This window comes from Levilactobacillus enshiensis (genome assembly GCF_007115095.1).
GTDB classification, from domain to species: Bacteria; Bacillota; Bacilli; order Lactobacillales; family Lactobacillaceae; genus Levilactobacillus; species Levilactobacillus enshiensis.
Window position 1 is genome coordinate 22,008 of record NZ_SULH01000015.1, and the last position, 22,875, is coordinate 44,882.

At 48.7% G+C, this 22,875-nt stretch carries 21 protein-coding genes and 1 tRNA gene; 8 read left to right on the forward strand and 14 right to left on the reverse strand.

What is annotated here, in order from left to right; genetic code table 11:
- Positions 1–21: 21 nt before the first annotated feature.
- Complete coding sequence (gene radA / locus FAY32_RS13020) at positions 22–1,398, reverse strand: DNA repair protein RadA (protein ID WP_143463854.1); 1,377 nt, start codon at positions 1,396–1,398, stop codon at positions 22–24.
- A gap of 91 nt (positions 1,399–1,489) precedes the next feature.
- Positions 1,490–2,029, reverse strand: coding sequence for a dCTP deaminase/dUTPase family protein (locus FAY32_RS13025; RefSeq protein ID WP_143463905.1), 540 nt, complete (start codon positions 2,027–2,029; stop codon positions 1,490–1,492).
- A 392-nt stretch (positions 2,030–2,421) separates the two neighbouring features.
- Here FAY32_RS13025 and FAY32_RS13030 point away from each other — a divergent pair, with 392 nt between their 5' ends.
- Both FAY32_RS13030 and rpiA read left to right on the forward strand, forming a co-directional pair.
- On the forward strand, positions 2,422–2,763 hold the full coding sequence (locus tag FAY32_RS13030; protein WP_143463855.1) for an acetyltransferase: 342 nt from the start codon (positions 2,422–2,424) through the stop codon (positions 2,761–2,763).
- 5 nt (positions 2,764–2,768) lie between these two features.
- Entirely contained in the window at positions 2,769–3,455 is a 687-nt protein-coding gene (gene rpiA / locus FAY32_RS13035) for a ribose-5-phosphate isomerase RpiA (RefSeq protein WP_143463856.1), read from the forward strand.
- 298 nt (positions 3,456–3,753) lie between these two features.
- Here the strand turns inward: rpiA and FAY32_RS13040 are convergent, their stop codons facing one another.
- The 5 genes from FAY32_RS13040 to FAY32_RS13060 form a co-directional block, all read right to left on the reverse strand.
- Positions 3,754–5,088, reverse strand: coding sequence for a C1 family peptidase (locus FAY32_RS13040; protein ID WP_143463857.1), 1,335 nt, complete (start codon positions 5,086–5,088; stop codon positions 3,754–3,756).
- Between the two features lie 251 nt (positions 5,089–5,339).
- The gene (locus FAY32_RS13045; RefSeq protein ID WP_143463858.1) at positions 5,340–6,569 is read right to left on the reverse strand and encodes a serine hydrolase domain-containing protein; all 1,230 of its coding nucleotides are present in this window, start codon (positions 6,567–6,569) and stop codon (positions 5,340–5,342) included.
- 207 nt (positions 6,570–6,776) lie between these two features.
- Positions 6,777–7,448 carry a 2,3-bisphosphoglycerate-dependent phosphoglycerate mutase gene (locus tag FAY32_RS13050; protein WP_143463859.1) on the reverse strand — a complete coding sequence of 224 codons (672 nt, stop codon included), beginning with the start codon at positions 7,446–7,448 and terminating at the stop codon, positions 6,777–6,779.
- A 304-nt stretch (positions 7,449–7,752) separates the two neighbouring features.
- A complete protein-coding gene (locus FAY32_RS13055; RefSeq protein WP_143463860.1) occupies positions 7,753–8,808 on the reverse strand; it encodes a DMT family transporter in 1,056 nt (351 codons plus the stop codon).
- Between the two features lie 39 nt (positions 8,809–8,847).
- Positions 8,848–9,795, reverse strand: a complete 948-nt coding sequence (locus FAY32_RS13060; RefSeq protein WP_143463861.1) for an AEC family transporter — start codon at positions 9,793–9,795, stop codon at positions 8,848–8,850.
- Between the two features lie 365 nt (positions 9,796–10,160).
- Here FAY32_RS13060 and FAY32_RS13065 point away from each other — a divergent pair, with 365 nt between their 5' ends.
- The 6 genes from FAY32_RS13065 (at position 10,161) to FAY32_RS13090 (ending at position 17,013) form a co-directional block, all read left to right on the forward strand.
- Entirely contained in the window at positions 10,161–11,285 is a 1,125-nt protein-coding gene (locus FAY32_RS13065; protein WP_143463863.1) for an LCP family glycopolymer transferase, read from the forward strand.
- Between the two features lie 319 nt (positions 11,286–11,604).
- Positions 11,605–12,093 (forward strand): GNAT family N-acetyltransferase, encoded by a 489-nt coding sequence (locus FAY32_RS13070; RefSeq protein WP_143463865.1) that lies wholly within the window; start codon positions 11,605–11,607, stop codon positions 12,091–12,093.
- 168 nt (positions 12,094–12,261) lie between these two features.
- Complete coding sequence (locus tag FAY32_RS13075) at positions 12,262–13,134, forward strand: metal ABC transporter solute-binding protein (protein ID WP_143463907.1); 873 nt, start codon at positions 12,262–12,264, stop codon at positions 13,132–13,134.
- 250 nt (positions 13,135–13,384) lie between these two features.
- Complete coding sequence (locus tag FAY32_RS13080; protein ID WP_143463866.1) at positions 13,385–14,032, forward strand: EAL domain-containing protein; 648 nt, start codon at positions 13,385–13,387, stop codon at positions 14,030–14,032.
- Between the two features lie 394 nt (positions 14,033–14,426).
- Positions 14,427–15,557, forward strand: a complete 1,131-nt coding sequence (locus FAY32_RS13085; RefSeq protein WP_143463868.1) for a GGDEF domain-containing protein — start codon at positions 14,427–14,429, stop codon at positions 15,555–15,557.
- A 325-nt stretch (positions 15,558–15,882) separates the two neighbouring features.
- Positions 15,883–17,013: a GGDEF domain-containing protein gene (locus FAY32_RS13090; protein ID WP_143463869.1), complete on the forward strand. Its 1,131-nt coding sequence runs from the start codon at positions 15,883–15,885 to the stop codon at positions 17,011–17,013.
- Positions 17,014–17,144: 131 nt separating this feature from the next.
- Here FAY32_RS13090 and FAY32_RS13095 read toward each other — a convergent pair whose 3' ends face one another.
- The 7 genes from FAY32_RS13095 to FAY32_RS13125 form a co-directional block, all read right to left on the reverse strand.
- A complete protein-coding gene (locus FAY32_RS13095; RefSeq protein ID WP_318635491.1) occupies positions 17,145–17,969 on the reverse strand; it encodes a PTS system mannose/fructose/sorbose family transporter subunit IID in 825 nt (274 codons plus the stop codon).
- Between the two features lie 16 nt (positions 17,970–17,985).
- Complete coding sequence (locus FAY32_RS13100; RefSeq protein ID WP_143463873.1) at positions 17,986–18,783, reverse strand: PTS mannose/fructose/sorbose transporter subunit IIC; 798 nt, start codon at positions 18,781–18,783, stop codon at positions 17,986–17,988.
- A gap of 241 nt (positions 18,784–19,024) precedes the next feature.
- Positions 19,025–19,528, reverse strand: a complete 504-nt coding sequence (locus tag FAY32_RS13105; protein ID WP_143463875.1) for a PTS system mannose/fructose/N-acetylgalactosamine-transporter subunit IIB — start codon at positions 19,526–19,528, stop codon at positions 19,025–19,027.
- Positions 19,525–19,944, reverse strand: coding sequence for a PTS sugar transporter subunit IIA (locus FAY32_RS13110; protein WP_143463876.1), 420 nt, complete (start codon positions 19,942–19,944; stop codon positions 19,525–19,527). The genes FAY32_RS13105 and FAY32_RS13110 overlap by 4 nt, the downstream gene beginning before the upstream one ends.
- Before the next feature lie 139 nt (positions 19,945–20,083).
- Complete coding sequence (locus tag FAY32_RS13115) at positions 20,084–20,713, reverse strand: HAD family hydrolase (protein WP_225428349.1); 630 nt, start codon at positions 20,711–20,713, stop codon at positions 20,084–20,086.
- 169 nt (positions 20,714–20,882) lie between these two features.
- Positions 20,883–22,307, reverse strand: coding sequence for an MATE family efflux transporter (locus FAY32_RS13120; protein WP_143463878.1), 1,425 nt, complete (start codon positions 22,305–22,307; stop codon positions 20,883–20,885).
- A 456-nt stretch (positions 22,308–22,763) separates the two neighbouring features.
- Positions 22,764–22,848, reverse strand: a tRNA-Leu gene (locus FAY32_RS13125).
- Positions 22,849–22,875 lie beyond the last annotated feature (27 nt).

Genomic DNA, 22,875 nt, shown 5'->3' on the forward strand with positions numbered 1-22,875 from the left:
CCTCCCTTCAAAGCACGGTGCTTACACACCTAATGCTAATTTTAACGTCTGCCGCAATGTCGAGACACCGATGACTTCAATGCCCGTCGGCGGCGTCCACCCTTGCAGGTTATTCTTGGGGACAAAAATTCGTTTAAAACCAAGTTTCTTGGCCTCGCCAACCCGCTGCTCGACCCGGCTAACTCGCCGAATCTCACCGGTCAACCCGACTTCACCCACGAAACAATCCGTGGCGGCCGTGGCCGTGTCGCGATAACTAGACGCGATGCTCATCGCAATGGCCAGATCAATGGCTGGCTCGTCGAGTTTAACCCCACCAGCTGCCTTCAAGAAGGCATCCTGATTTTGTAACATCAAATTAGCCCGCTTCTCCAGCACGGCCATCAATAGGGAGACCCGGTTACGGTCCAAGCCACTTGATGTTCGTTGCGCATTGCCAAAGACCGATGGTGTGATCAGAGCCTGAACTTCGACCAGAATTGGCCGCGTTCCTTCCATTGAGACCACAATGGCTGATCCGGTCGCGTCCTTGAGCCGTTCTTCCAGGAACATCTCGGATGGATTGGCCACCTCATAGAGGCCACCGTCCCGCATCTCAAAGATTCCCAACTCATTGGTCGAGCCAAACCGGTTCTTTACCGCCCGTAAGATTCGGTAGCTATAGTGGAGGTCCCCCTCAAAATACAGGACCGTATCCACCATGTGTTCCAGAATCTTAGGGCCGGCGATGGCACCGCCCTTAGTCACATGCCCCACGACAAAAATCGTGATGCCATTTGTCTTGGCAATCTGCATCAATTCACCGGTAACGGCTCGGATCTGAGAAACCGATCCAATGGCAGATTCAATGCCGGGAGCCTGCATGGTTTGGACGGAGTCGATCACCACATAATCTGGTTGCATCTCTTCGATATTTTCCCGAATGCTGGCCATGTCGGTCTCTGGATAGAGATAAAGATGATCACTGTTAACCACTAGGCGGTCTGCGCGCATCTTAATCTGTGAAGCACTTTCTTCACCAGACACGTATAAAACCTTGCCACCCGTCTGACTCAACTGACCGGACACCTGCAGCAGTAACGTGGATTTCCCGATGCCGGGATCCCCACCAATCAGAATCAACGACCCGGGGACGATTCCCCCACCCAAGACACGGTTGAGTTCTTCCATCTGGGTCTTCACGCGTGATTCGGTCGAGTGCTTAATTTCACTCATTAATTGTGGCTTGGAGTGTTCACCGGAGGGCTTGACCCGTGTCGATTGTGGCTTGGCCGACTCCGGGACGACAACCTCTTCAACCATTGTGTTCCACTCACCACAGTTCGGGCAACGGCCCAAGTAACGTGGCGAACTATAATCACAATTTTGACAAACAAAGTTCGTTTTCTGTTTAGCCACGTGCATTCCCCTTATCTCTTAATTTCAGTACCTTTATTCTAGCATATCACGGGTAGTTCCCCCACTAGTCTGTTGGGATATTCCAAAAACTTTAGTTTCTGTCAGATGAGCCAAAGCCACCGGTCCGTCGCTGTTCAGGAATCTGTTCACCATCAGCCAATAGGTAAGGCATGAACAAGCCCTGGGCAATCCGTTGCCCCTTCTTGATGACCACATCCTGGAGTCCGACATTGACCAGCTGGACGAAGATCTCACCTTCGTTTTTCTCATTGTTGTAGTAATCAGCATCGATAATCCCGACCCCGTTGGGCAGAATTAAATGATGTTTCAATGGGTTGCTCGACCGGTTAGCCAACATCAAAACTTCTCCCGGCTGCATGAATGCCTTGATTCCAGTTGGAACCAACCACGGCTTGAGGTCATGGTTACCAGCCGTCAATTCAGCCGTCGTTAGCTGTTCTCTGTGCCGTAACGGCTTGAATGCATGTAGCAGATCATGGCGCCAAATGGAGGGTAACGTAAAGTCCTCAGCACATTCAAAGTCATACCCTGCCGCCTGTTGTGTGGTTCGGTAAGGCAATTTGATTCCCTTGTCCGCATACTTACTAACGATTTCAAATCCCCGTTGCATCATTAAACACTCCCTCATTAATCTTATGTGGCATCTTACTCTGTTACTAGGATAAGCAAGATACGACCAGATTACCAGCAAAAGCGTGCTCCCCGCTGAACTTTCTTGAATTTTTGGCGCAACCCGCCCCTAATGCACATCATGACTCGCACCTGTCTTGCCGATGTTCCCGTCCGTTTCAAAGCCAAAAGAAACTGGACATCCACAGACTGTCAGCTAGCTAAAGTCTCACTGGCCGTGGATTCAGGACCTAATTTTCAGTCAGCAAGGTACATTGCCCTTTCGTCCAAACAGCTAGCTAAAGAACGCCAGCATTCGTGAAAAGGAGTTGACAAGCGCCGCGTGATAGACCAGAATCTAAGGTGTAGCTGGTCACGAAAGGAGTAACCGCCATGACGATCACAGAAGAACCGGGCCAACTGACCATGATTCAAGATGAACAGTTGTTGGCCAGCCTGCATTACCTACGTTTGAGCGCTACGAGTTGGGTTCTTGAACAGATCTTTGTTCGGCCATCTCAGCCCGCAGCCGAGCGTGCCGCAGACTTGATAAAACGTTTTACGGAACTGGCAATTGCCGCGAACGTTACCGTTAAGGTCCTCGATCCGTATGCCAAGCGTTACTTCGTCCAGCATCCGGCTCCCGACCTCTTAGCTGCGCATCAACTGCCAGTTAGTGGTGCGGCGGCCGTTCAGCCAGTTGCCTTACACATTAACCATTCAGAAGAGGAGTAGTGATAATGGATCAAAACGCATTAAAGGCCCTTGTTGGCCAAGAAGCCGTCAAGTACGTTGAAGACGGGATGATTTTAGGAATCGGTACTGGGTCGACCGTTCGTTACATGATCGACGCACTCGGGGAACGGGTCAAGAATGAAGGCCTCAGCATTGTGGGGGTCGCTACTTCTGACCGTTCTGCCAAGCAAGCTCGCGACTTGGGCATTACCATTAAGCAATTGGACGAAGTTGATCACCTCGACTTAACCATCGACGGTGCCGATGAAGTTGACGATAACTTCCAAGGTATCAAGGGTGGCGGTGGCGCTCACCTCTGGGAAAAGATCGTGGCTATCAACTCTAAGAAGAACCTCTGGATCGTGGATGAAAGCAAACTGGTCCACCACTTAGGGAAGTTCCCATTGCCACTGGAAGTCATCCCCTTTGGCTCCTCACACGTCTTGGAAAAGTTAGACCAGATGGGCTTCAAGCCGGCCTTCCGCATGAAGGAAGATGGCACGCACGTCTTGACTGATTCTAAAAACTACATTATCGACCTGCACCTGGGCCGCATCGACCATCCTCACGAATTAGCCAACACGTTAAACGGCATTGTGGGGGTTGTGGAACACGGTCTGTTCTTGGACACCGTTAACACGGTCATCGTTGGTCGTCAAAACGGGCCTGAAGTATTGAACGCTCGCGACTAATCAGAAAACTTAGCCTCTAGTTAACCTTAAAAAACGAGTCCGGGACAAAATTCCCGGACTCGTTTTGCGCTCCAAACATCTATGGCTGAAACGTGGAACCAAAGGCAGTCAACTCCACTTAACCGAAAAATCCAATCAGCACCCAGCCGAAGCGCGTACAATCTATACTGATTTAATGACGTGACTGCTTCCCACTACTGGAATAAGCCAGGTATTTCATCTGCCAATCTTTAATCATCCAGCAAAAATAAAAATCTTACCGACCACTTGAAAGTAGTCAGTAAGATTTTTATTTTTGTTAAGCTAAGGCACCCATTGGATCCCAAGGGGCCAAAACAGTTGGTTCTTCAGTTTCTTGAATCTGCTTTAAGTCGTCAGGCAGGAATTGCTTGTTCACAACTACTTGGTAGCAGTATTCGTCCATCCAAGCGTCGCTCATGACGAAGTAACCCTTTGTGCCGACCTTTTCGCCCCAAGAATTTTCAACTTTCCACTTGGTTGGTTGACCATCGACTAAATCGACACCGGTCAAGACCATGGCGTGGGTCATCATGCTTTCCCCGTAGTCCAGGCGTTCTGCCTTGGTCGTGGAGAAATCGATGTTGAAGAGGGCATCCTTGTCGTAGAACTTGGTGTCCATGATTCCCTTTTGCCGTTCTGAGGATTGACCAACATCACAACCGAACCAAACGGATTGGCCAGCTTGTAATTGCTTGATGGCTAATTGCTTGAAGTCGGCCATCTTCACATTCAAATGCTTAACTTGACGGCCGTTGACCACATTACCCAGCATTTCAACCGTGTAAGTGTGGTTGTATGGCTTGTCAGCCGTTGGGGCGTTGATGATGGAAACGTAGTCGGTGAGATCCCAGTCGACGTACTTGTCGAAGAAGGACTTTGGCGTTAAGCCCTTGTCGATGTGATAGTTCTTGTCATCGTCACGGTATTCAAAGTCAAATTCACTGACGGGTTGGCCCAATGAGAAGCTCAGCAAGCGGTAAACTTCGCCGAGCATCTTATCCTTAGCGGCAGCGATATCAGCATCACTAGCCTTGTCCGCAACCAATTTCCGTAAAGTAACGGCATCCTTACGTAACTTCAAGTTCAGCGTACTGTTCAGTTCGCTAGACTTTGAGCTGTTATAAGTCTCAGGCATGACAGACTTCGGTACGATCCCATACTTCTGGATGATGGCACACAGCATGTCCCATTGCCCACCGTCTTGTTGTGGGGTCGCCATTAAGAAGGCGACCTTCCGGCTGGACGTTGGTTGGTCAGCGGTGGCCAGCACGTTTTCATAGAAGTAATTGGCCTTTTCAAATTTGTCCCAGAAGTTGGTGTAGTTTTGAGACAATTCAAAGTCACTTAAATTAAAGAGGTCTGCTAAATGATGACGCATCGTGTTCAATGCGGCAAACATCCAGCAACGACCACTTTGCTTTTGGTTGGCAACTTTCCCGGTGTCCAAATCAATGGAGAAGACGGGAGTCATGTCGGTTTCAGAAGCGTAATCGGCAGAGGTTGCTAAGATTCCTTGATGGCTAACGGCGCGTTCCAAGACCTTCGCGGTGGGGTCAGCAGCTAATGCTTGTTGATAACGGGCGGTTTGATCCGCCGTGATTTCTTTACTCAATGACGTCACTCTCCTAACTATTCTCTCATTGTACCCCAATTTTCTCATTTTTTGTATAGGTTTCAGAAAACTAGCGTAATTTTCAAGACGTGCCACTATTTTTCTGCGAAACGTTCGGTGCAGCTCACACCGGCAGAGCCACTGAAAGCGGCTGTGACCTCACTCAAAAATCAGCTTTTTCAGAAAGATTCTTCTGAAAAAACTGATTTATTTTTTGCCATTATCGTGTCGAAGCGTGCGCCACAAGGCAGTTATTTCAATTTTGGTGCTGCTAAAACGTGTTTGAACGTCGAAATGGCTAACTCTTCCGTCGACCAATCCGGCCACATCGTCTTCTTGTAGAAGTTGTTTGACAAGAAGACAACGCCCGTCTTGCCATCCCGACTCATGACGAAGGTGCCTTCATAGAAATCACCAACACCATGACCATAGTAGCCGAGACGGTCAAGGTGGTACATCCCGCCGGCATAGTAGGCCTTCTGATTAGCGGCTTCGTGTAACACGTTGGCCCCAGCCTTCGATGGCAACAAGTTACCCTGAATAATCGCCCGTTCGGCTCGGAACATGTCCCCGGTACTCATCGTCACGTTGCCGGTCGCCAGCTGAGCTTCCATGTCGCGCATCGACGGCAACTTCGGTGTTGTAAAGTCTCCTGGCGTTGTGCCACTGTATCCGACCGTCATGCCCTTAGTCTGCGAACGTAGCTGAGCAAAACTCGTGTGGTTCAGATCAAGTGGCGTGACCAATTGCTGATAAAACAGCTTGTAATATGACTCATGTGTCACCTGGTGTAAAATCCCCGCCAGCAACACGTAGCTAATGGGCTGATAGTTGAACGTATTAATGCGTTTAGGATTGATCTTTGCGGTTTGCACAGCATACTTATAAACCCCATCTTCCGTTAGCGTGGTCGTTGGCGCCATATCACCAGTCAACCCACCTTCCATGTTCAACATCTGCCGTAGCGTAATCCGCCCGCTGTGGTGAATACTAGGATAATACTGGCTCAGTCGATCCGTCAGCTGTAATTTTCCCTCCTGAACGGCTTGCATGATGAGCATGCCCGTCAGTGATTTTTGTAACGAATTGATCAAGAACTGTGACGTCACCTTGTTGGCCCGCTTTTTCTTGGCGTTAGCCTTGCCAAAGGCCCGTTGATAAACGATGCGATTATTCTTAACGACCAAGGCTGACCCGGAGAATTTTTTCGTTTTTAATTCCCGGGTTAACTTTGCCGTAAATTGTGGTGCTACCGTCACTTGTTTCTTATCAAAACTAGTTTTCAGATGTGTTCGCTGTTGCTGACTCTTTAAGGCATCACTCGCAATATCTTGTTTCGTTTGCTTGGCATTGGCCTTATTGGCCTTCGTAATCTCTTGTTCATCCTTAGAATCAATTGAATGCATACCATAGACCACACCGCCAATCCCCAAGATGACGGCCAATAGCACGGCCCAGTGTCCCAAATTTCTAGTATTCAATTTTCTCGCTCCCCCATAGTGTTTCCCTCTAGCTTTAACCTGATTATACAAAAAGGTCGACTAAAAACAATCTTTTATCCCCAATTGTCCTAACCGACCTAAATATCTTATTATTTTGTTAACCTCTGAGAGTTAAAATCTCGATTTTTCAGCCATGATGACCAGTCATCAAACCATTTCGTGTAAAAATAAACCACATCCTATTCCTTACAGAACGGTCTTCTTTAACACGTTTAACCGTGCATCGAAGTCATACTGAATCGGCTCGCCATTTGCCACCTCGACCTGACTGATATCCGCATCGGCGACATGGTCAAGGTACTTGATCAATGCGCGCAATGTGCTGCCGTGGGCGACAATCAGCTGGTTATCACCATTCAGTAAGCGTGGCGCAACCTGATCCTCCCAATAAGGCATTAATCGGTGATACGCCATCTCCAAGCTCTCACCACGGGGCTCAACGTGCGGTCCAAACCGATCATAGCGCCGATCTTGCGTCACGTGGTCCAACAATGGCGGTACCGTCTCGAAGCTCCGACGCCAAATTTTTACTTGGCGTTCACCAACCGCCGCTTGAACGGCTGCTTTATTTTTGCCCCGCAATGCGCCGTAATGCCGTTCATTCAGTCGCCAAGACTTAAATTCCGGAATGTACAGTTGATCGATGGCCTCCAAAACAATATCAGACGTCACGATGGCCCGTTGCAGCATCGATGTGTGTAACGCCGCAAATTGAATGCCGGTTTGGGCGACCAATTTACCAGCGGCGACGGCCTGCTCTCGGCCCTTTGCCGTCAGGGGAACATCACTCCACCCCGTAAAAATATTATCCCGGTTGGCGACACTCTCTCCGTGCCGTAAAATGACCAGCGTTGCCATTGACCATGCTCCCTTTCTCTCATCAATTCTCACCCACAATGATACCATAGGTTGTGCAGACCGCCTTGAAATTTGTGTGCTTCTTCACTAGATTTTCCCGTGATGTCAGCTTTCCGCACGACACCGCCGCTTGTTTATTTACCCAGTTGGGGACAATATGGTTGTTCATTCAGACATGATCGCACCGATCCAGTCCATATCTGCCGACCGGACCAATAGGCTGCCTAGTTTTAGTCCCCAAACAAAAAAGCGTCATCGACCACAGCTTTCGCCACAGCCCACAACGCTTACTCGTTTTATTGGTTTAATCCGTCGACGATGACTCTGTGTGCCGAGCCGCTAATTTAGCTGCCGCTTGTTGTGCCACAGAAACTGACTCGCCGTCGTCTTGAAAGTCGCTGGCATCTTCCTCTGCCAATGCAGATTCCCGTGCCTTGACCCGGTTCCCCATGAAGGTGATGACCGAGCCAATCAGGATAATAACGATTCCGATAATGGTCGTCGTCAAGATTCGTTCGTGAATCAACACGGCGGCTAAAATTGGAGCTAACCCGGGCTTAATGAAGAACACCAGTGAGGCCGTAGAAACGTCGGAACGTTCCATTGCCAAAAAGTAAAAGGCAAACCCACCACCGGTTACACAGACCCCGATGAAGAAGAGAATCCAGAAGTACTGCAAGCTAACATTTTTCAGAATTGGCATTGCCGCAAACTGCTGGAGCCAGCTCACCTGACGCATCCCACCAGCAACGGCTGGGACGTGTGTGAACAGCATGATGACTAACAATTCAAATGACCCGGCTAAGAAAGTAAAGCAGGTCATGACGATGCCGTTAAAGTGATGCCGGACGGACCCCCAGCGAGAGACGATGCTGTACAGGCCAAACGTCAATGCTGAACCAATGGCTAATACCAAGCCCACTGGATTCGTTAAGTGGGTGGGGTTCACAATGACCACCAACCCAATGATCGACACGATGACGGCAATCAAGTTAGCTCGACCTAACCGTTCGTGCAGAATAAGGTAAGAAAAAATCAGTGCAAAGACGGGATTACAACTGAACAGGACGGCCACCGTTGAAGCTTCATCAACGGTAATCGCCAACTGGTACAGTGTCATACTGATGATGACACAGACCAACCCGGTCAGGAAGAACAACGCCCAATCGGAACGCGTTAACCGGTGGCTTTGCTTATGTAAGGCTCGGAGCGCGATGGGGAGCAAGATGACGCCCCCAATAAAGAAACGAATCAAGTTCAACTGAATGGGATTAAAGGCTCCACCCGCGGACTTCAATGCAATTTCCATAGAACTAAACATTAACGTTGAAAATGCGATGTACAACATTGTTTTTCTCAAAACGAAAAAATGTTCCTCCTTATAAGTAAACGATCAAAGTTAGGCAACGTGCTGGACGATAACCATCAAAATCGGAATCACCACTAAACTTAGGAGGGTCGTTTCGGTTACCATGATGGCCGCGTAATCCGCATCGGCGTGGTAAAGTTTTGCCACGACCGGTGCATTCGTCATGACGGGCATCGCTGCTTGCAAAATAAAGACTTGTTTCATAATTAAAGGCATTCCCGTTGGAATCACCAGTAGCCCCATCAATACGGGGGCGACAATAAACCGACCGAGCAGGATTCCCAGACTATCACGGTTGAGGTGGACACTCTGGAGCCCCGCCCCGGCAATCGCCGTTCCAATGAAGATCATGGACAGTGGAATCGTCAGGCCACCGATGTATTGGAAATCCTTCATAATCCAGCTTGGCAGTTGGATATTCAGCAGAACCAAGAGCACGCCGACGATAAAGCCTAACAGTGGCGGTGAAAAGATTTTTTTCAACGTCTCCTTCAGGTTAAATTTTGCGTCCCCCTGGCCGTCACGTTGAATCAGGTAGACGCCTAACGTCCAGAAAAAGGTCGTGTTGGCCATGTAGTAGACCAGCACGAACGGCAGGCTCTTGGGTCCAAACAAGGCTTCGTTGACGGGAAGGCCGACAAAGACCGTGTTGGAATTTAAAAACATTGACTCAAACAAACCACGGTGACCCGGTTTGATCCGGAAAAGATGAAAGGCCACGATCGATAGGCCGAACATGATCAACATGGAAACTACTGGAAAACGGAGATCCGGCAATGTTTGCTTCAACGTCTCCGCCGAAAATTTAGCCGTAATTGTACTTATCATATATGCGGGTAAGGCGATCTGCGTGACCAACCGGGCAATCAGCTTCGGTGCCTGATCATCAAACCAGCCGCGACGGGATAAGACGTAACCCAGCGCAATCATCACTAAAATAATTAAGACACCGGACACACTTCGAATAAATATGGCCATCCGCGACCCTCCCCACGAATCGTAACAAAAAATTAGAGTTTCTTAAGCAACTCTTCGTATTATAGCATAAGACGCCGCCCCCACTCTTTAGCAAGCGTTTACAGTTACTGAACTAACACCGTTTAAGTTGACTTGACAACTTAATATTTCTTGGAAAATCTGGTATAATTCTCGCTAGTTGGGGCCTGAAGCGCCCGGGCGTCCGTTTACGTACGCCGAATTTTATGGTCTAATTAGTAAATTGAATCAACAGATGGGATTCCAGGGGAATTTAAAATCTGGTAAAGGTCACTTAGTCGTCACCCAGAATGGTCTACTGCATGGCTTATAATGGGTTAAAGATTTTAACGAGGATGAGGAATAATATGCCAAAAGATAATGGAAGTAAACGGCAACGGTCACCAGAAGACTTCGAACAGGTCTTTGACCGGCGTGCCGATCAACACTCACACTACAAAGCACCCACTGTTCACCCCCACCGGCCAGTTATGTGGACAATTGTCATTGTCCTCATGGTTCTTCTGACCGGGGGACTTGCGTACGGGCACCAAGCTTGGACGTCCGCCAAAAAGACATTTAGCGCCACGTACCAATCATCGAACATTGCGAAGAGTCGTAACGTCTCCTCCGTACTCAAAAAGAACAAGCCGTTCTCGATTCTCCTTTTAGGGACTGATACCGGGGCGTTGGGTCGGTCAGATGTTGGTCGGACGGATACCATCATGGTTGCCACGATCAATCCGCAAAAAAAGACCGCCTACCTGACCAGTATTCCGCGGGATACACGGGTAACCGTGGGTTCTGGTGTGAATGCGTCGATTCAAAAGATCAACGCGGCTTACACGATTGGCGGCGCCAGTACGGCCGTTAAAACCGTTGAAAACTTGCTAGACATCCCCATCGACTTCTACGCCATCATCAACATGGGTGGTCTAGAAAAGATGGTCGACTCGGTTGGCGGCGTCGACGTCGTCCCACCATTAACATTTAAATACAAATCAGCCGATGTCCAAAAGGGCGTCAAGACCCACTTAAACGGTGACCAAGCCCTTTCCTACTCACGGATGCGTTATGATGATCCTAAGGGTGATTACGGTCGTCAAAAGCGCCAACGTCAAGTCCTCCAAAAGCTAGTGGTTAAGGCAGCTGGGTTATCATCCATTACCCGCTATCAAACGATTCTAAAATCATTGAACGGTAACTTGAAGACCGACCTAACCTTTGATGACCTGATGCAGATTCGGGCCAAATATGGGGATGCGTCTCACCACATCAGTTCCGAAACGTTGCAGGGACAAGATGCCATGATTGATGGCCTCTCTTATCAGGTTCCGACGACGACTGAACTCAAGAAAGTCTCTAATCACATTCGGAAGACATTGAGCCTAGCCGAAACGACTAAGTTCACTACGGATGCTGATAACGCTTCGACTGACACAACTAATAATGGAAACGGAAACGACAACAATAATGGTGGCTACGGCTACTAATTCATGAACTCGCTTCTGGGACATCACTCAAAAATCAGCTTTTTCAGAATATTTTTCTGAAAAAGCTGATTTTTTTGCCATTATCGTGTCAAAACGTGTGGCACCAGGAAATTTGTTGCGCTTATCCCACAGGAATTATGCCAAGACCAGGCATAACCCCTGCGTTAATGCTCGCAAACTAACCGCCTGATGTCACCCTCTTTTTATTGCCGAATTGTTGGAAAACGCCTATCTTTGACCTAGAGCCGTTTCATTTTCCAATTGCTTATGTAACGACCACTTACTTTGTCTTCAAGTATTTAGAAAGGATTGACGCGCCATGTCACAGCTACTTGCCCCAGTTATTTCTGCTGAACGTCCCCAACTTCAGGCCCTGTACACTGAGATTCAGCCATACTTCGCGTCCATTGAAGGCCGCCTCCCCCTGGCACCATTTGCTGATATTACCCTTAGAATTCCGGGGATTCCCAGTGAGCGGACACACTGCCTGAGCATCCATGCACACGGCCAAGTCGTTGGCTACACGTGGGTGTTTGAAGAAACGCCTACCAATCTGTACATTTTACATCTCTCCATTGGCCACCATTTTCGGCGGCAACATCTCGGTCGGGCAACCATTGCGGCGCTACAGACGCGCTATCCGCAAATGGAAACTTTCACACTGATGGTCTCCACCCGAAATTACACGGGCCTCAAGTTCTGGGTGGCGCTTGGTTTTCGTGACCTACTCTACGTTGAAGCGCCCGCCGAAAACGCCGTGACCAGTGCCATTGAACTTGAATTGCGGAAACACCTGCTGCCTAATTGATTGCCGGAATTGGGTGACACGGTCGCTCACGATGTCGCGTTAAATTTTCCTTGCCAAACTAAAAAACGTCCTGTAATATCTAAATAGTAATAATTACTATTTAGAGGAGAGAAGCCATTGTCAATCAAGTTTAAGCCCTACCTTTTAGCCCTATTTTTACTAATCACCATGGGGAGTCTCACCGCGTGCACGACCAACCGTGAGCAATCCACCCCAAAGACTTCCGCTAGCAAGCCCATTCGCGTTGTTGCCAGTCTAGATTTCTACGGCGAGGTTGCCAAGGCCGTCCTCGGTGACCACGGATCCGTGACGACCGTGATTAAAAGTGCCAGTATCGACCCTCACGATTTTGAACCGAGCCCTAAGGACGCGGCCCAGGTAGCCCATGCCACCGTTGTTCTCGCCAATGGTATCGGCTACGATGCTTGGATGCAGAAACTACTCAAAAGCAACGCTAGCAAGACGACCACCAGCATTCGCGTCGGTGAGGATATCATGGGTAAAAAAGTCGGTGATAACGAACATATCTGGTACGCACCCGCAACGATGTCACGCGTCGCAACCGTGTTGGCTCAAAAGTTCAGTCAACAAGCACCACAGTACAAGCACATTTACCACCGCAACGCCGCTGCCTATATTAAATCGCTTGCACCCTTGCAGAATCAATTAAAAGAGCTCAAACAAAATCGCAAGCAGCGGGCGGTCGATGTCAGTGAACCGGTCTTTGACTACGCCCTCACCGCTCTGGGTTACCACCGTAACAACACCAGTTTTGAAATGGCTGTCGAAAATGGGACGGACCCTTCACCTAAGGCCATCACCGCCATGCAACGTGATCTTAAAGAACGGCGTATCGCCTTCTTTGTTAATAATCGCCAAGCCAGTAGTAAGACGGTTACCGCCATGCTCAATTTAGCTAAACGTCATCACGTCCCCGTCCTGAACGTGACGGAAACTTTACCCGCCGGAAAAAACTACCGAACCTGGATGACCAGTCAGTATCAGCAACTCGCTAAGATCCAGCACCAATCAACCGACTAACTGACGGCGGCAGCCATCGCACGCAGGCTGAAAATCAGCTTTCAGATTCAGACCAAACCAGGCGCGACTGCTGCGTTAGGCGTCTTGCCGACCGTTAAAATAACGAATCATCAAAACTGTCGCTACCCTAATTTAGTTGCATCCCGATTAACTGGTTACATTGAACGGTATATGTCGTTGCGCTTTCTGAATTTTGCGCTAGAATAGTAAGTAATCAGATGATTAACTAATTTTTAAGGAGTCGACCGGTATGTATCGTTTCTTTGTTCAGCCACAAATCAACCAAGACGATCACCAAGTTTTTGGCTACGAAGTACTTCTGCGCAAACAACAGAATGATACGTGGGTTTTACCCAAAAATTTCACTGAAATCTCGGTTGAAGAACAAGCAAAACTCCTAGAACGGACTGCAGCCTCATTGCACACAGCAATTACCAATCAGGTCTTGGCCTTTAATTTGAATAATCAACAACTGCGGGACCCCCTCACCCTAGGTGCCATCATCGCCTTAAAAAAGCGTATGAATCCAGCCACGCTGACCATTGAGTTAACGGAAGCGCCTACCCTGGAGGAGATGAAACAATTTAGCCTTGGACTCCATCAATACGGCATTGGGCTAGTGCTCGATGACGTTGGCACGGGCTCTAATACTTACGCGAACATTGTCCACCTGTTACCCTTTGTCGATCAGATCAAGTTTGCCATGCAAAACCTACGGGTAAGTGGGGATGCGAATAAGATTCCCAGTAGTCTCGCATTTTGGACCAAGGTTGCTCACGACTATCGTTTACAACTGGTCCTTGAGGGAATTGAAGACAGTCACGACCAGGAACTTGCCAAACGATTCGGCATCACCTTACATCAAGGCTACCTCTACGGTAAACCGACCTTGGCCTAAGTAGACGACTTTAATATTATTTCCGAAATCAGCGTAAGAGGTTGGGGCACCGTGTCCCAACCTCATTTTGCGCTCCAAACGTCTATGGCTGACATGTGGGACCATTGGTACCCCAGTGGCACAAGGTACTGAGCGTCTAAAAACAGACTCCCCTGCCGCTTTGCCGTTCCCAACTTTTTTCTGTCAATTTGGCCTGCTTAATCATGGCCAAATTTTTCTTTAAACTCACGAATAACTAATGACAATCACCTATTGTAAGAGTTAACATGTAAATATAGTATTAATTAATATAATTTACTTACGTGGTGAAGTTAACGTTGCACGTCGCCACCGTTTTAACGTGCCCACTTATCGTGTCATCCCCGTAAGTAATTGGATTGGAAGGCGTTAACCAATGACTTGGTCTCATTGGTTTGTGACACCAGCTTTTACGAGCCTCTTCTTTCTCCTTGGCGTATTAACGCTGTACTGGTTCATTACGAATCAGATCATCCATACGATGAAGAAGAAGGGTCACCACCCCAGCATTGAAAAGGTTCGCGCAAATGTCGGTGTTATCTACATTATTCTGGTATTAGTTGCGGTCCAGATCAACGTTCATGGGACGGCTGATAGCTGGGTCTTCTCTAACTTTTTAATTTTTGCCATCGTTTTCGTGAGCTATTTCTTGATGCTCCAAGTTCATTTCTGGCAAATGCTACTCGGTGTCCTCTTCTTCATGGTGATCAACGGCACTATCCTGATTCCCCTCTCTTGGGTCTACGCTTCGGTTTACTTGGGATTCTTCTACACGATGAAGTTGCTTAGAGAGCATCGCCGTACAGGTTGGCTGGCCTACTTTGACTACACGTTAGCAACCCTAATCTTTTCAACCGTTCTCTGGGCCGTTGTCGGGCTCCGCTTCCATCTCCAAATGGGCACCCTGGCCTGGGAAATTCTGTTTTGCTATTTCCAGTTGGCGGTCATGTACATCTACGTCAATTCCCTCATGTCCGGGGCTAACACCCTGGCCGAACTGACGTACACCACTAACTACGATGAATTGACTCATGTGAAGAACTACTTTGCCTTTAAAAATGAATTTAGCAGTGAATTTGCAGCTGCTAAGCTCCAGGAACAACCCTTAACGCTCATGTTGTTCGACATTGACCATTTCAAACACGTCAATGACACTTACGGCCACCTTACTGGCGATTACGTTTTAAGCCACGTTGCTCAGTTAATTGCGACCCAGTTAAAGACGATTGATTCAGGATTAGTTCTTTACCGGACCGGTGGTGAGGAATTTACGATTCTCTTCAATAACTACACCGCTGATCAAGCACGTGAGCACGTTGCTGCCATTGCTGAAAACGTTCGCGAAGCTACGTTCCACCACAACGACCACGACATCGATATCAGCATTTCCGTTGGCGTGACCCAAATGCAGGGCACCGATGAAGGACAGGTCGATATCTACAAACGAGCTGACCAGAACCTGTATTACTCTAAACGACATGGTCGTGATCAAGTGACTTTCAGTTAACCATAAAAATATTTTGTCAAACAGGACACCGCGGCAACCGGTCACATTACCGGTTAGCTGGGCGTCCTGTTTTTTCTCTCAAGCCTAGCGGACTGCGGGCCACACACATGTGTTTTCTTTTCGGTTTACCAAATATTTAGTAACATATTCCTATTTTATGAGTTAATATATAATTAATGAATTGATTAATATAATTTACTTGTTGCTTCGTGGGTTCTTGCTGCGTGCCACAACTTAAACGTAGTTGTCGATCGTGCGCCATGACTAATCGCTACAGGCCCCCGTTTCCCCAAAATTCTGACATAGATTGGATGGCGTTATTACAATGACTTGGTCACACTGGTTTGTTGCCCCGACTTTAACGAGTCTGTTCTTTCTTCTCGGCGTCTTAACGCTCTACTGGTTTATCACGAATCAGATCATCTCTCTACTAAAACGACAGGGTCGCCGACCGAATATCGTTAGGATTCGCTCGAATATCGGGATTATTTATATGGTAATTTTTCTAGTGGTCGTCCAACTCCGCGTTGGGGACACCGCGAACAGCTGGGTCTTTACTAATTTTCAAATCTTTTCCATCGTCTTCGTCAGTTATTTCTTGATGCTGGAAATTCATGTCTGGAAAATGTTGCTCGCCATCATCTTCTTTATGGTGCTCAATCAGACTCTGGATATTGGCTTGGCATGGATTTTTGCCATCTTCTACATGTCCTTCTTCTATTCCATGAAGATCGTCCGGCGTCATCAAAGAAATGGCTGGTTAGACTATGCCACCTACACCATCAGTACCTTTATCTATTCGGCCGTCCTGTGGGGAATCGTTGGCATGCGCTTTGACCTAGATAGGAGCACCCTTCTTTGGGAACTCCTATCTAGTCTGGTCATTCTTGCAGTGATGTACGTGTACGTTGACTCTTTAATGGCGAGTGCCAATACGCTAGCTCAGCTGACGTACACCACCAATTATGACGAATTGACCCACGTGAAGAACTATTTTGCCTTTAAAAATGAGCTCAATGAAGCGTTCGACAGCAGCCGAACGCACCACCAACCGCTGACACTCATGTTGTTTGATATCGACCACTTTAAACACGTCAATGACACGTATGGCCACCTGACTGGCGATTACGTTCTCAGTCACGCTGCACAACTGATTTCGGACCAACTTCAAAAAATCGATCCCAATCTAGCCCTCTACCGGACTGGCGGTGAAGAATTTACGATTCTCTTCATCGGTTACACAGCTGACGAGGCGCGTGAAGCGATTACGGGGATTGCGCAAACTGTCCGTGAATCCCGCTTTCATCACAACGACAATGACATCGACATCAGTATTTCTGTCGGCGTCACGCAGATGTTAGGCACCGATGACAGTCAGATTGCCGTCTACAAGCGCGCCGATGATAACCTCTACTATTCCAAGCAACACGGTCGCGACCAAGTCACATTCGGCTAATTTTAAATGAAACTGCGTCATAACTCAAAAACGACTTTTTCCGAACTCGACAGTTCTGAAAAAGCCGCTTTTATTTTGCCGTTATTTATAGCGTCAAAATGTAAGGCATCAGGTCGTCATTGAAGCTGACCTTACCGTAACAACCCGAGCCAATACCCACCGAGTCCCAGAATAAAGACCCCTAGTAATAACCAGAGTGGCTTCACATGGTGCCGTAGCAACCAGACACACACTAAAGTCAAAATCAGCGGTACCAGCCCCGGCAACAATTGATCAAGCATGGCCTGTAAGGATAAGCTGTTGTGTTGGCTGGACGCAATGATCGGTGCAAATTTAAAGCGCGTCCACCGCGGCACAATGGCTCCCATGACAAACATCCCGACGATTGAGGCGCCGAGCGTCAATTTCTGCAGGACACCACTGCTTAAGAACGTGACCACCTTTAATCCTTGTAAATAGCCCCAGCGTTGGGTCGCCCAGCGAAAACTCAATCGGGCCACGTTCCAACCGATGAAGAAGACCAACGGCCCCACGATGCCAAAGCCACTCAAGGCCAGACTAGCTGCGAAAGCACTTAGAATCGGCCGTAGAGTTCCCCACCAGACTGGATCGGCAACCCCAGCCAGAGACCCCATCATGCTGACTTTGAGTGCCCGAATGTCATCATTGCTGACCCCTTTGCCGTTAGCGTGATCTTCTTCCAAAGACAACGTGACCCCGGTAATCAAGGACTGCATGTATGGCATGGTATTAAAGAGCTCTAGATGTCGTTGCGCTGCTAGAATTCGTGCTTCTTTTTCTGGATAGAGACGCCGAATGGCTGGCACCATCAGGTAACAAAACCCCAGATTCTGTAGGCGTGGATAGTTCCAAGCCGCTTGTTCCAGCCCAGAATGGCTGAACACCAGCAACTGATCACTCAGGGTCAGTCTTCGTAATTTTGGTTCATCTGTCACTTCACTGACCCCTTTCCTATAAGTCATCAAGTTCCCGGTCCAACTCATCCTCGTCGTTCGGTGGTGTGCCCGACCCGTCATGATGCGGTGTGTCCTTAGACTGTAGCTTAATGTACAAGATGGCCAAACCCACACCGATCATGCCGAGCGCGACCAGGCTGAGATGCCCATCCGTTGCCAACGCAAAGCCGATGAAGAAAAACGGCCATAGTTGGCGCGTGGCCATCATATTAATCACGATAGCAAAACTGACAACAACTAGTAAACCGGCTGAAACCCGCAGGCCGCCCCGTAAAACTTCCGGAATCGCAGCGTAGCCTTGCTGAATCCAAGTTGCTGGTAATAGCATGAACAGTGCCGTAGGAATCATGACCCGCAGGCCCTGGAGCACCATGCTGCTCCAATGTAGCCAGGTGATCCGTCGTAAATTTCCCTGAGCCGCTGCCCTATCAGCCTGGGCAACGAGTGGAATAATCAATTGTCGTAAGCCCCTAGTCAACCCTTGCCCAATCAGTGCCAAGGGAATGGCTAGGATCACGCCTGCCGCGGCGGGCAAATGGGCAGCACCGCTGACCCACCAAGCCGCAACGACCGCTGCTAGGGCTGGATCAGGCGCCACGGCCGTTCCAATGTTCATCCACCCTAACGTGACCAACTGCAACGCGGCTCCTAGCGCAATTCCGCTGAACAAGTTACCGGTCGCCAACCCAACTAGCGTACAAGCCACGATTGGCTGATGAAATTCCCATTCGTCCACCACGCCCTCGACACCAGCCAAAAAGGCCACTACTAAGACGCCCAAAATACTGCTCACGTTGCCATCTCCTTTCTTTTAAAATATTTACTAAAGGTTGAAAGATAAAATTCAGGTCCCATCTCAGTATCGGTAAGCCGTCGCACCGTTAAATTGGGCGCGCACTGCGGCTGCCAGGGATTCCGCCTGCTGTGGGGACACTTCGCCCCGGTAAGGCGACGCCACCACGATGTTGCCACTATCAGGTATCCTACGCCGCAAAAACACCCCGCTCGAGTGGGGGTGACCACCGAGTGAGGTGTTACGACAAACCCTTTTTACTTGCTAAAGTTAAGAATGACTGTTGGCGGTCGTTGGGAACCGTCTGCGTATAGACGTGAACACCAGCAGCTTCCAGCTGTTTGGCGGCGGCGATATCTTCTTTGCCGGCAGCAACACTGTCCGTTAACATGGTCTTCTTCACCGTATAAGCTAAGTTGCCCACGTTAACGCCGATACCCTTAAGATCCACACCCTCAGCCACTAACTCGGCCATTTCGGGTAATGTTTCTGTTAAGATCAGTGGCCGAAAGCCATCAAATCGAGCATCACGATAGATCTGAACCATTTTTGCCAGCGTAATCACGTTGGCCTTCGCCTCTGCTGGCGCAGCCTGGGTGATCAACAGTTTGCGAAGCTTGTCTTGGGCCACACTGTCCGAGACAACTAGAATACGGTTCGGTCGCACATTCTTAGTCCAAACCGTTGCGACCTGACCGTGAAGCAACCGACTGTCCACGCGTGCAAGTTGAATTGCCATTGTCATAGTAAATCATCATCTCCCGTATCTGCCCGTAAATCCAAGTGACGAACGCCGCCCCGTGCTGCACGTTCCAGGTGCGGAATCACGTCAGCTAATGGCTGGTTTTGAATCGATAACGCTTCGATCAGCATTGGCAGATTAAGTCCAGCGACTAAGCCGTACTTGTCCGGATTCTGGGCAACGACGCGACTAGCCGCATTAAACGGCGACCCGCCCCACAAGTCGACCAAGAAAAGCAACTCCGTGATTGGTTCCATACTTTCAATGGCCGCTTGATAATGATTGGCCAAGTCTTCGACACTTTCATTGGCCGCCAATGTGACGGCGAGCACCCGTTGTGCCTTTCCAAAAATCATTTCGGCACTCTGTAAAATGCCACGTGCAAATTCGCCGTGGCTAGTAACGATTATGGCAAGCATGCTGCCACCCCTTCGTTGACCGCTCCCTGGCGGCCTTTTCGTAAAATTTAGTCCACTTTAAATATAGCATAAAAAAGCGTTTCCAGCTACCCCAGTCCGGGATACTTTAGGGGAAACGCTTTTCATCTCGCCTGATAAGTTACCCATTTAACAGATTCAGCATGGCCTGGGGCGTCATGAAGGACACGTCGGCCGTAAAGTCTGTGGGCCGCTTGCCATTCCAACCAGCAAAGCCAAAGGTCACGTGTGCCGCTTTAGACGCATCTGCATCGTAGACCGTATCCCCAACGTAAATCGTTGTCGCCGGCGTTGCATGCAACCGTTCCATCGCTAACAAAATCCCATCCGGTGCCGGTTTGCCATGCGCAATGTCCTCAGCAACGATTGCCTGACTAAAGTAAGGCGCAAGGCCATGGCCCACAACGTCCCGATCAAATTCAAATTGCCGCTTAGACGTCATCACTGCTAAGTTCGCCCCAGCGTCTCTCAACTTCCCCAAGGCATCCTTGACCCCAGCATAGACCGCTACGGTGTCCTGATAGGCCTTCTCTTCGGTCTTAGGTGTCCATTCAGCTAGGACCCCATCAACGTCTTTGATGCCCAAACGAATCACGGCATCGCGGCTGGGAATACCAAAGGTCTTGGCCAATTCTGAGTACGGCCAGTTCAACCCTCGGTCGTGCAAGACTTCCTGCAGCGCCTTAATGTACATGGCTTCCGTGTCCAATAATGTTCCATCAATATCAAAAATAAAGTTCTTAATTGTCATCGCTTAAAGCACTCCTCGATTCAGGTTATGGTGCTACTGTCAAGCTACTGCGGCCTCAACTGTACGACTTTAGGCCGGCAATCAGCCCCCACTTTAGCAAATTCACCAAAGAAAAAAGGCCTGGTCATCTCTGACCACACCTTAGTTTAGCACGCTTGACGATGAGACTCTAATTTTGCGCAGGAACTGGTTGCTTTGCGGACGTAACTGGTGCAGAATCCACCACTTTTTCATCCGTCTTACCAGCCACCACATCTTCAGAACGCTGCAGGTTCTTCAATTGCCGAATGGCTGCTAACCAGGATGGTACCAGAATGACACAGGACCCCAACCAAGCTAAAGGTTCAGCGGAAACTGCGCCGGCATAGCCGAAAGCCCCCACCATGAACAATGCTGCGAAGACCCGCATGGCCAATTCACCGACGCCAGCTAGCGTTGGCAAGACTCGCCGACCTAACCCTTGGAGCGTGTTACGAATAATGAACAGTACACTCAGCAGCAGGTAGGTACTCCCAACGATGTTAAAGTACGTTTGGGACAATTGAATCACGTGTTCGTCAGCATCCCCAATAATCAGGGTAACGATTGGCCGGCCAAAGAAGATAACCAGTGCGCCAGCCGAAATGGCAAACGTGCCAGATAGCCACAGTGTCTTCTTGACCCCTTCTAAGATTCGCGAGTATTTACCCGCACCGAAGTTCTGCGCAGCAAAGGTCGCCATGGTCACCCCGAAGGACGACATTGGTAGTGAACACAATTGGTCGACCTTAGAAGCCGCCGTTGATGCTGCCACGGAGTCGGTCCCCAAGGAGTTCAACGCTGCTTGCATGACCATCGTCCCAATGGCAATGATCGATAACTGAAAGCCCATCGGCATCCCAGTTGAGAAGTGGGCCCACAATTCCTTGGTGTCAATCTTAAAGTCTTCACGCGAGATGTGCAGTAACGGAATTGAACGAACAATGTAGACCACACAGAGCAATGAAGCGACGACCTGAGAAATCACGGTTGCCCACCCGGCACCCGCGACACCCATGTGAAAGACTAAGATGAAGAGCAGTTCCAAGAAGACGTTCACGATGGTCCCGATGATCAGGAAGATCAACGGCGTCCGTGAATCCCCGAGTGCCCGGATAATGTTTGATAACAGGTTAAACGCCATTGAGGCAAAAATACCCGCAAAAATAGTTCGAATGAAGATTCGGGCGTTGGCATAAATCGACGCTGGTGTTTGCATTAATTTTAGAATTGGATCGACGAAGGTCAATGATAGTACCGTCAGGACAATCGTCATGATAATGGCAATGACAATGCTCGCTGCAAAAGACCGCCGCACGCCTCGGTAATCACGTGCGCCAAACCGCGTGGCCGTAATGATGGCCAGACCGGCCGTTAGCCCCTGAGCAAACCCAATGATTAAGAAGTTTATGGAGCCGGTTGCACCAACGGACGCAAGCGCCTTAACACCAAGGGTTTGTCCCACAACAACTGTATCGGATACGTTGTATAATTGCTGGAATAAATTACCAATTAATAATGGAATCGTGAAGAAGAAAATAAGTTTGAGGGAATTACCCTTGGTTAAGTCGCTCATGCGCCGACCTCCTTTAAATTTTTTGCCAATTAATTTGACACAAGGTAACTACTGTAACACCTAAGACCACAAAAGTCAGTATTTTTGCTTGAAAAGTTTTATCTAAACAATTAGTCGTCCTGGCTTTAAGAAACAATCTTACTCTCTTCCTAAAGCTTTTTGAAGACCAATTTCGACTGAAAACGATTGCTAGACGAAATTGTTATCTGTTTGTCATTTAAGCGAAAATTAGCGTGCACAGTCGGGATACCTAAATGGTAATTATTTTCAGAAAGCGGGTGCCCGGCTGCCGTTTTCAACCATCAAAGGACACTGGCCTTTATCAGATTAGTACGTCTGGTTAGACGCTGGTATATAAATCGTCCCAGCTAATCACTATCTATCCACCTTACAGACAACAAAAAAACCGTAACAGCAACGTTTTCACGTTCTATCACGGCTTATCCGTATTCACTATGCGGCCAAGAAGATTCGAACTTCCACCCGGATTACCCGGACAAGATCCTTAATCTTGCGCGTCTGCCAATTCCGCCATGGCCGCATTAACTCACAAGAAATAGTATAACAA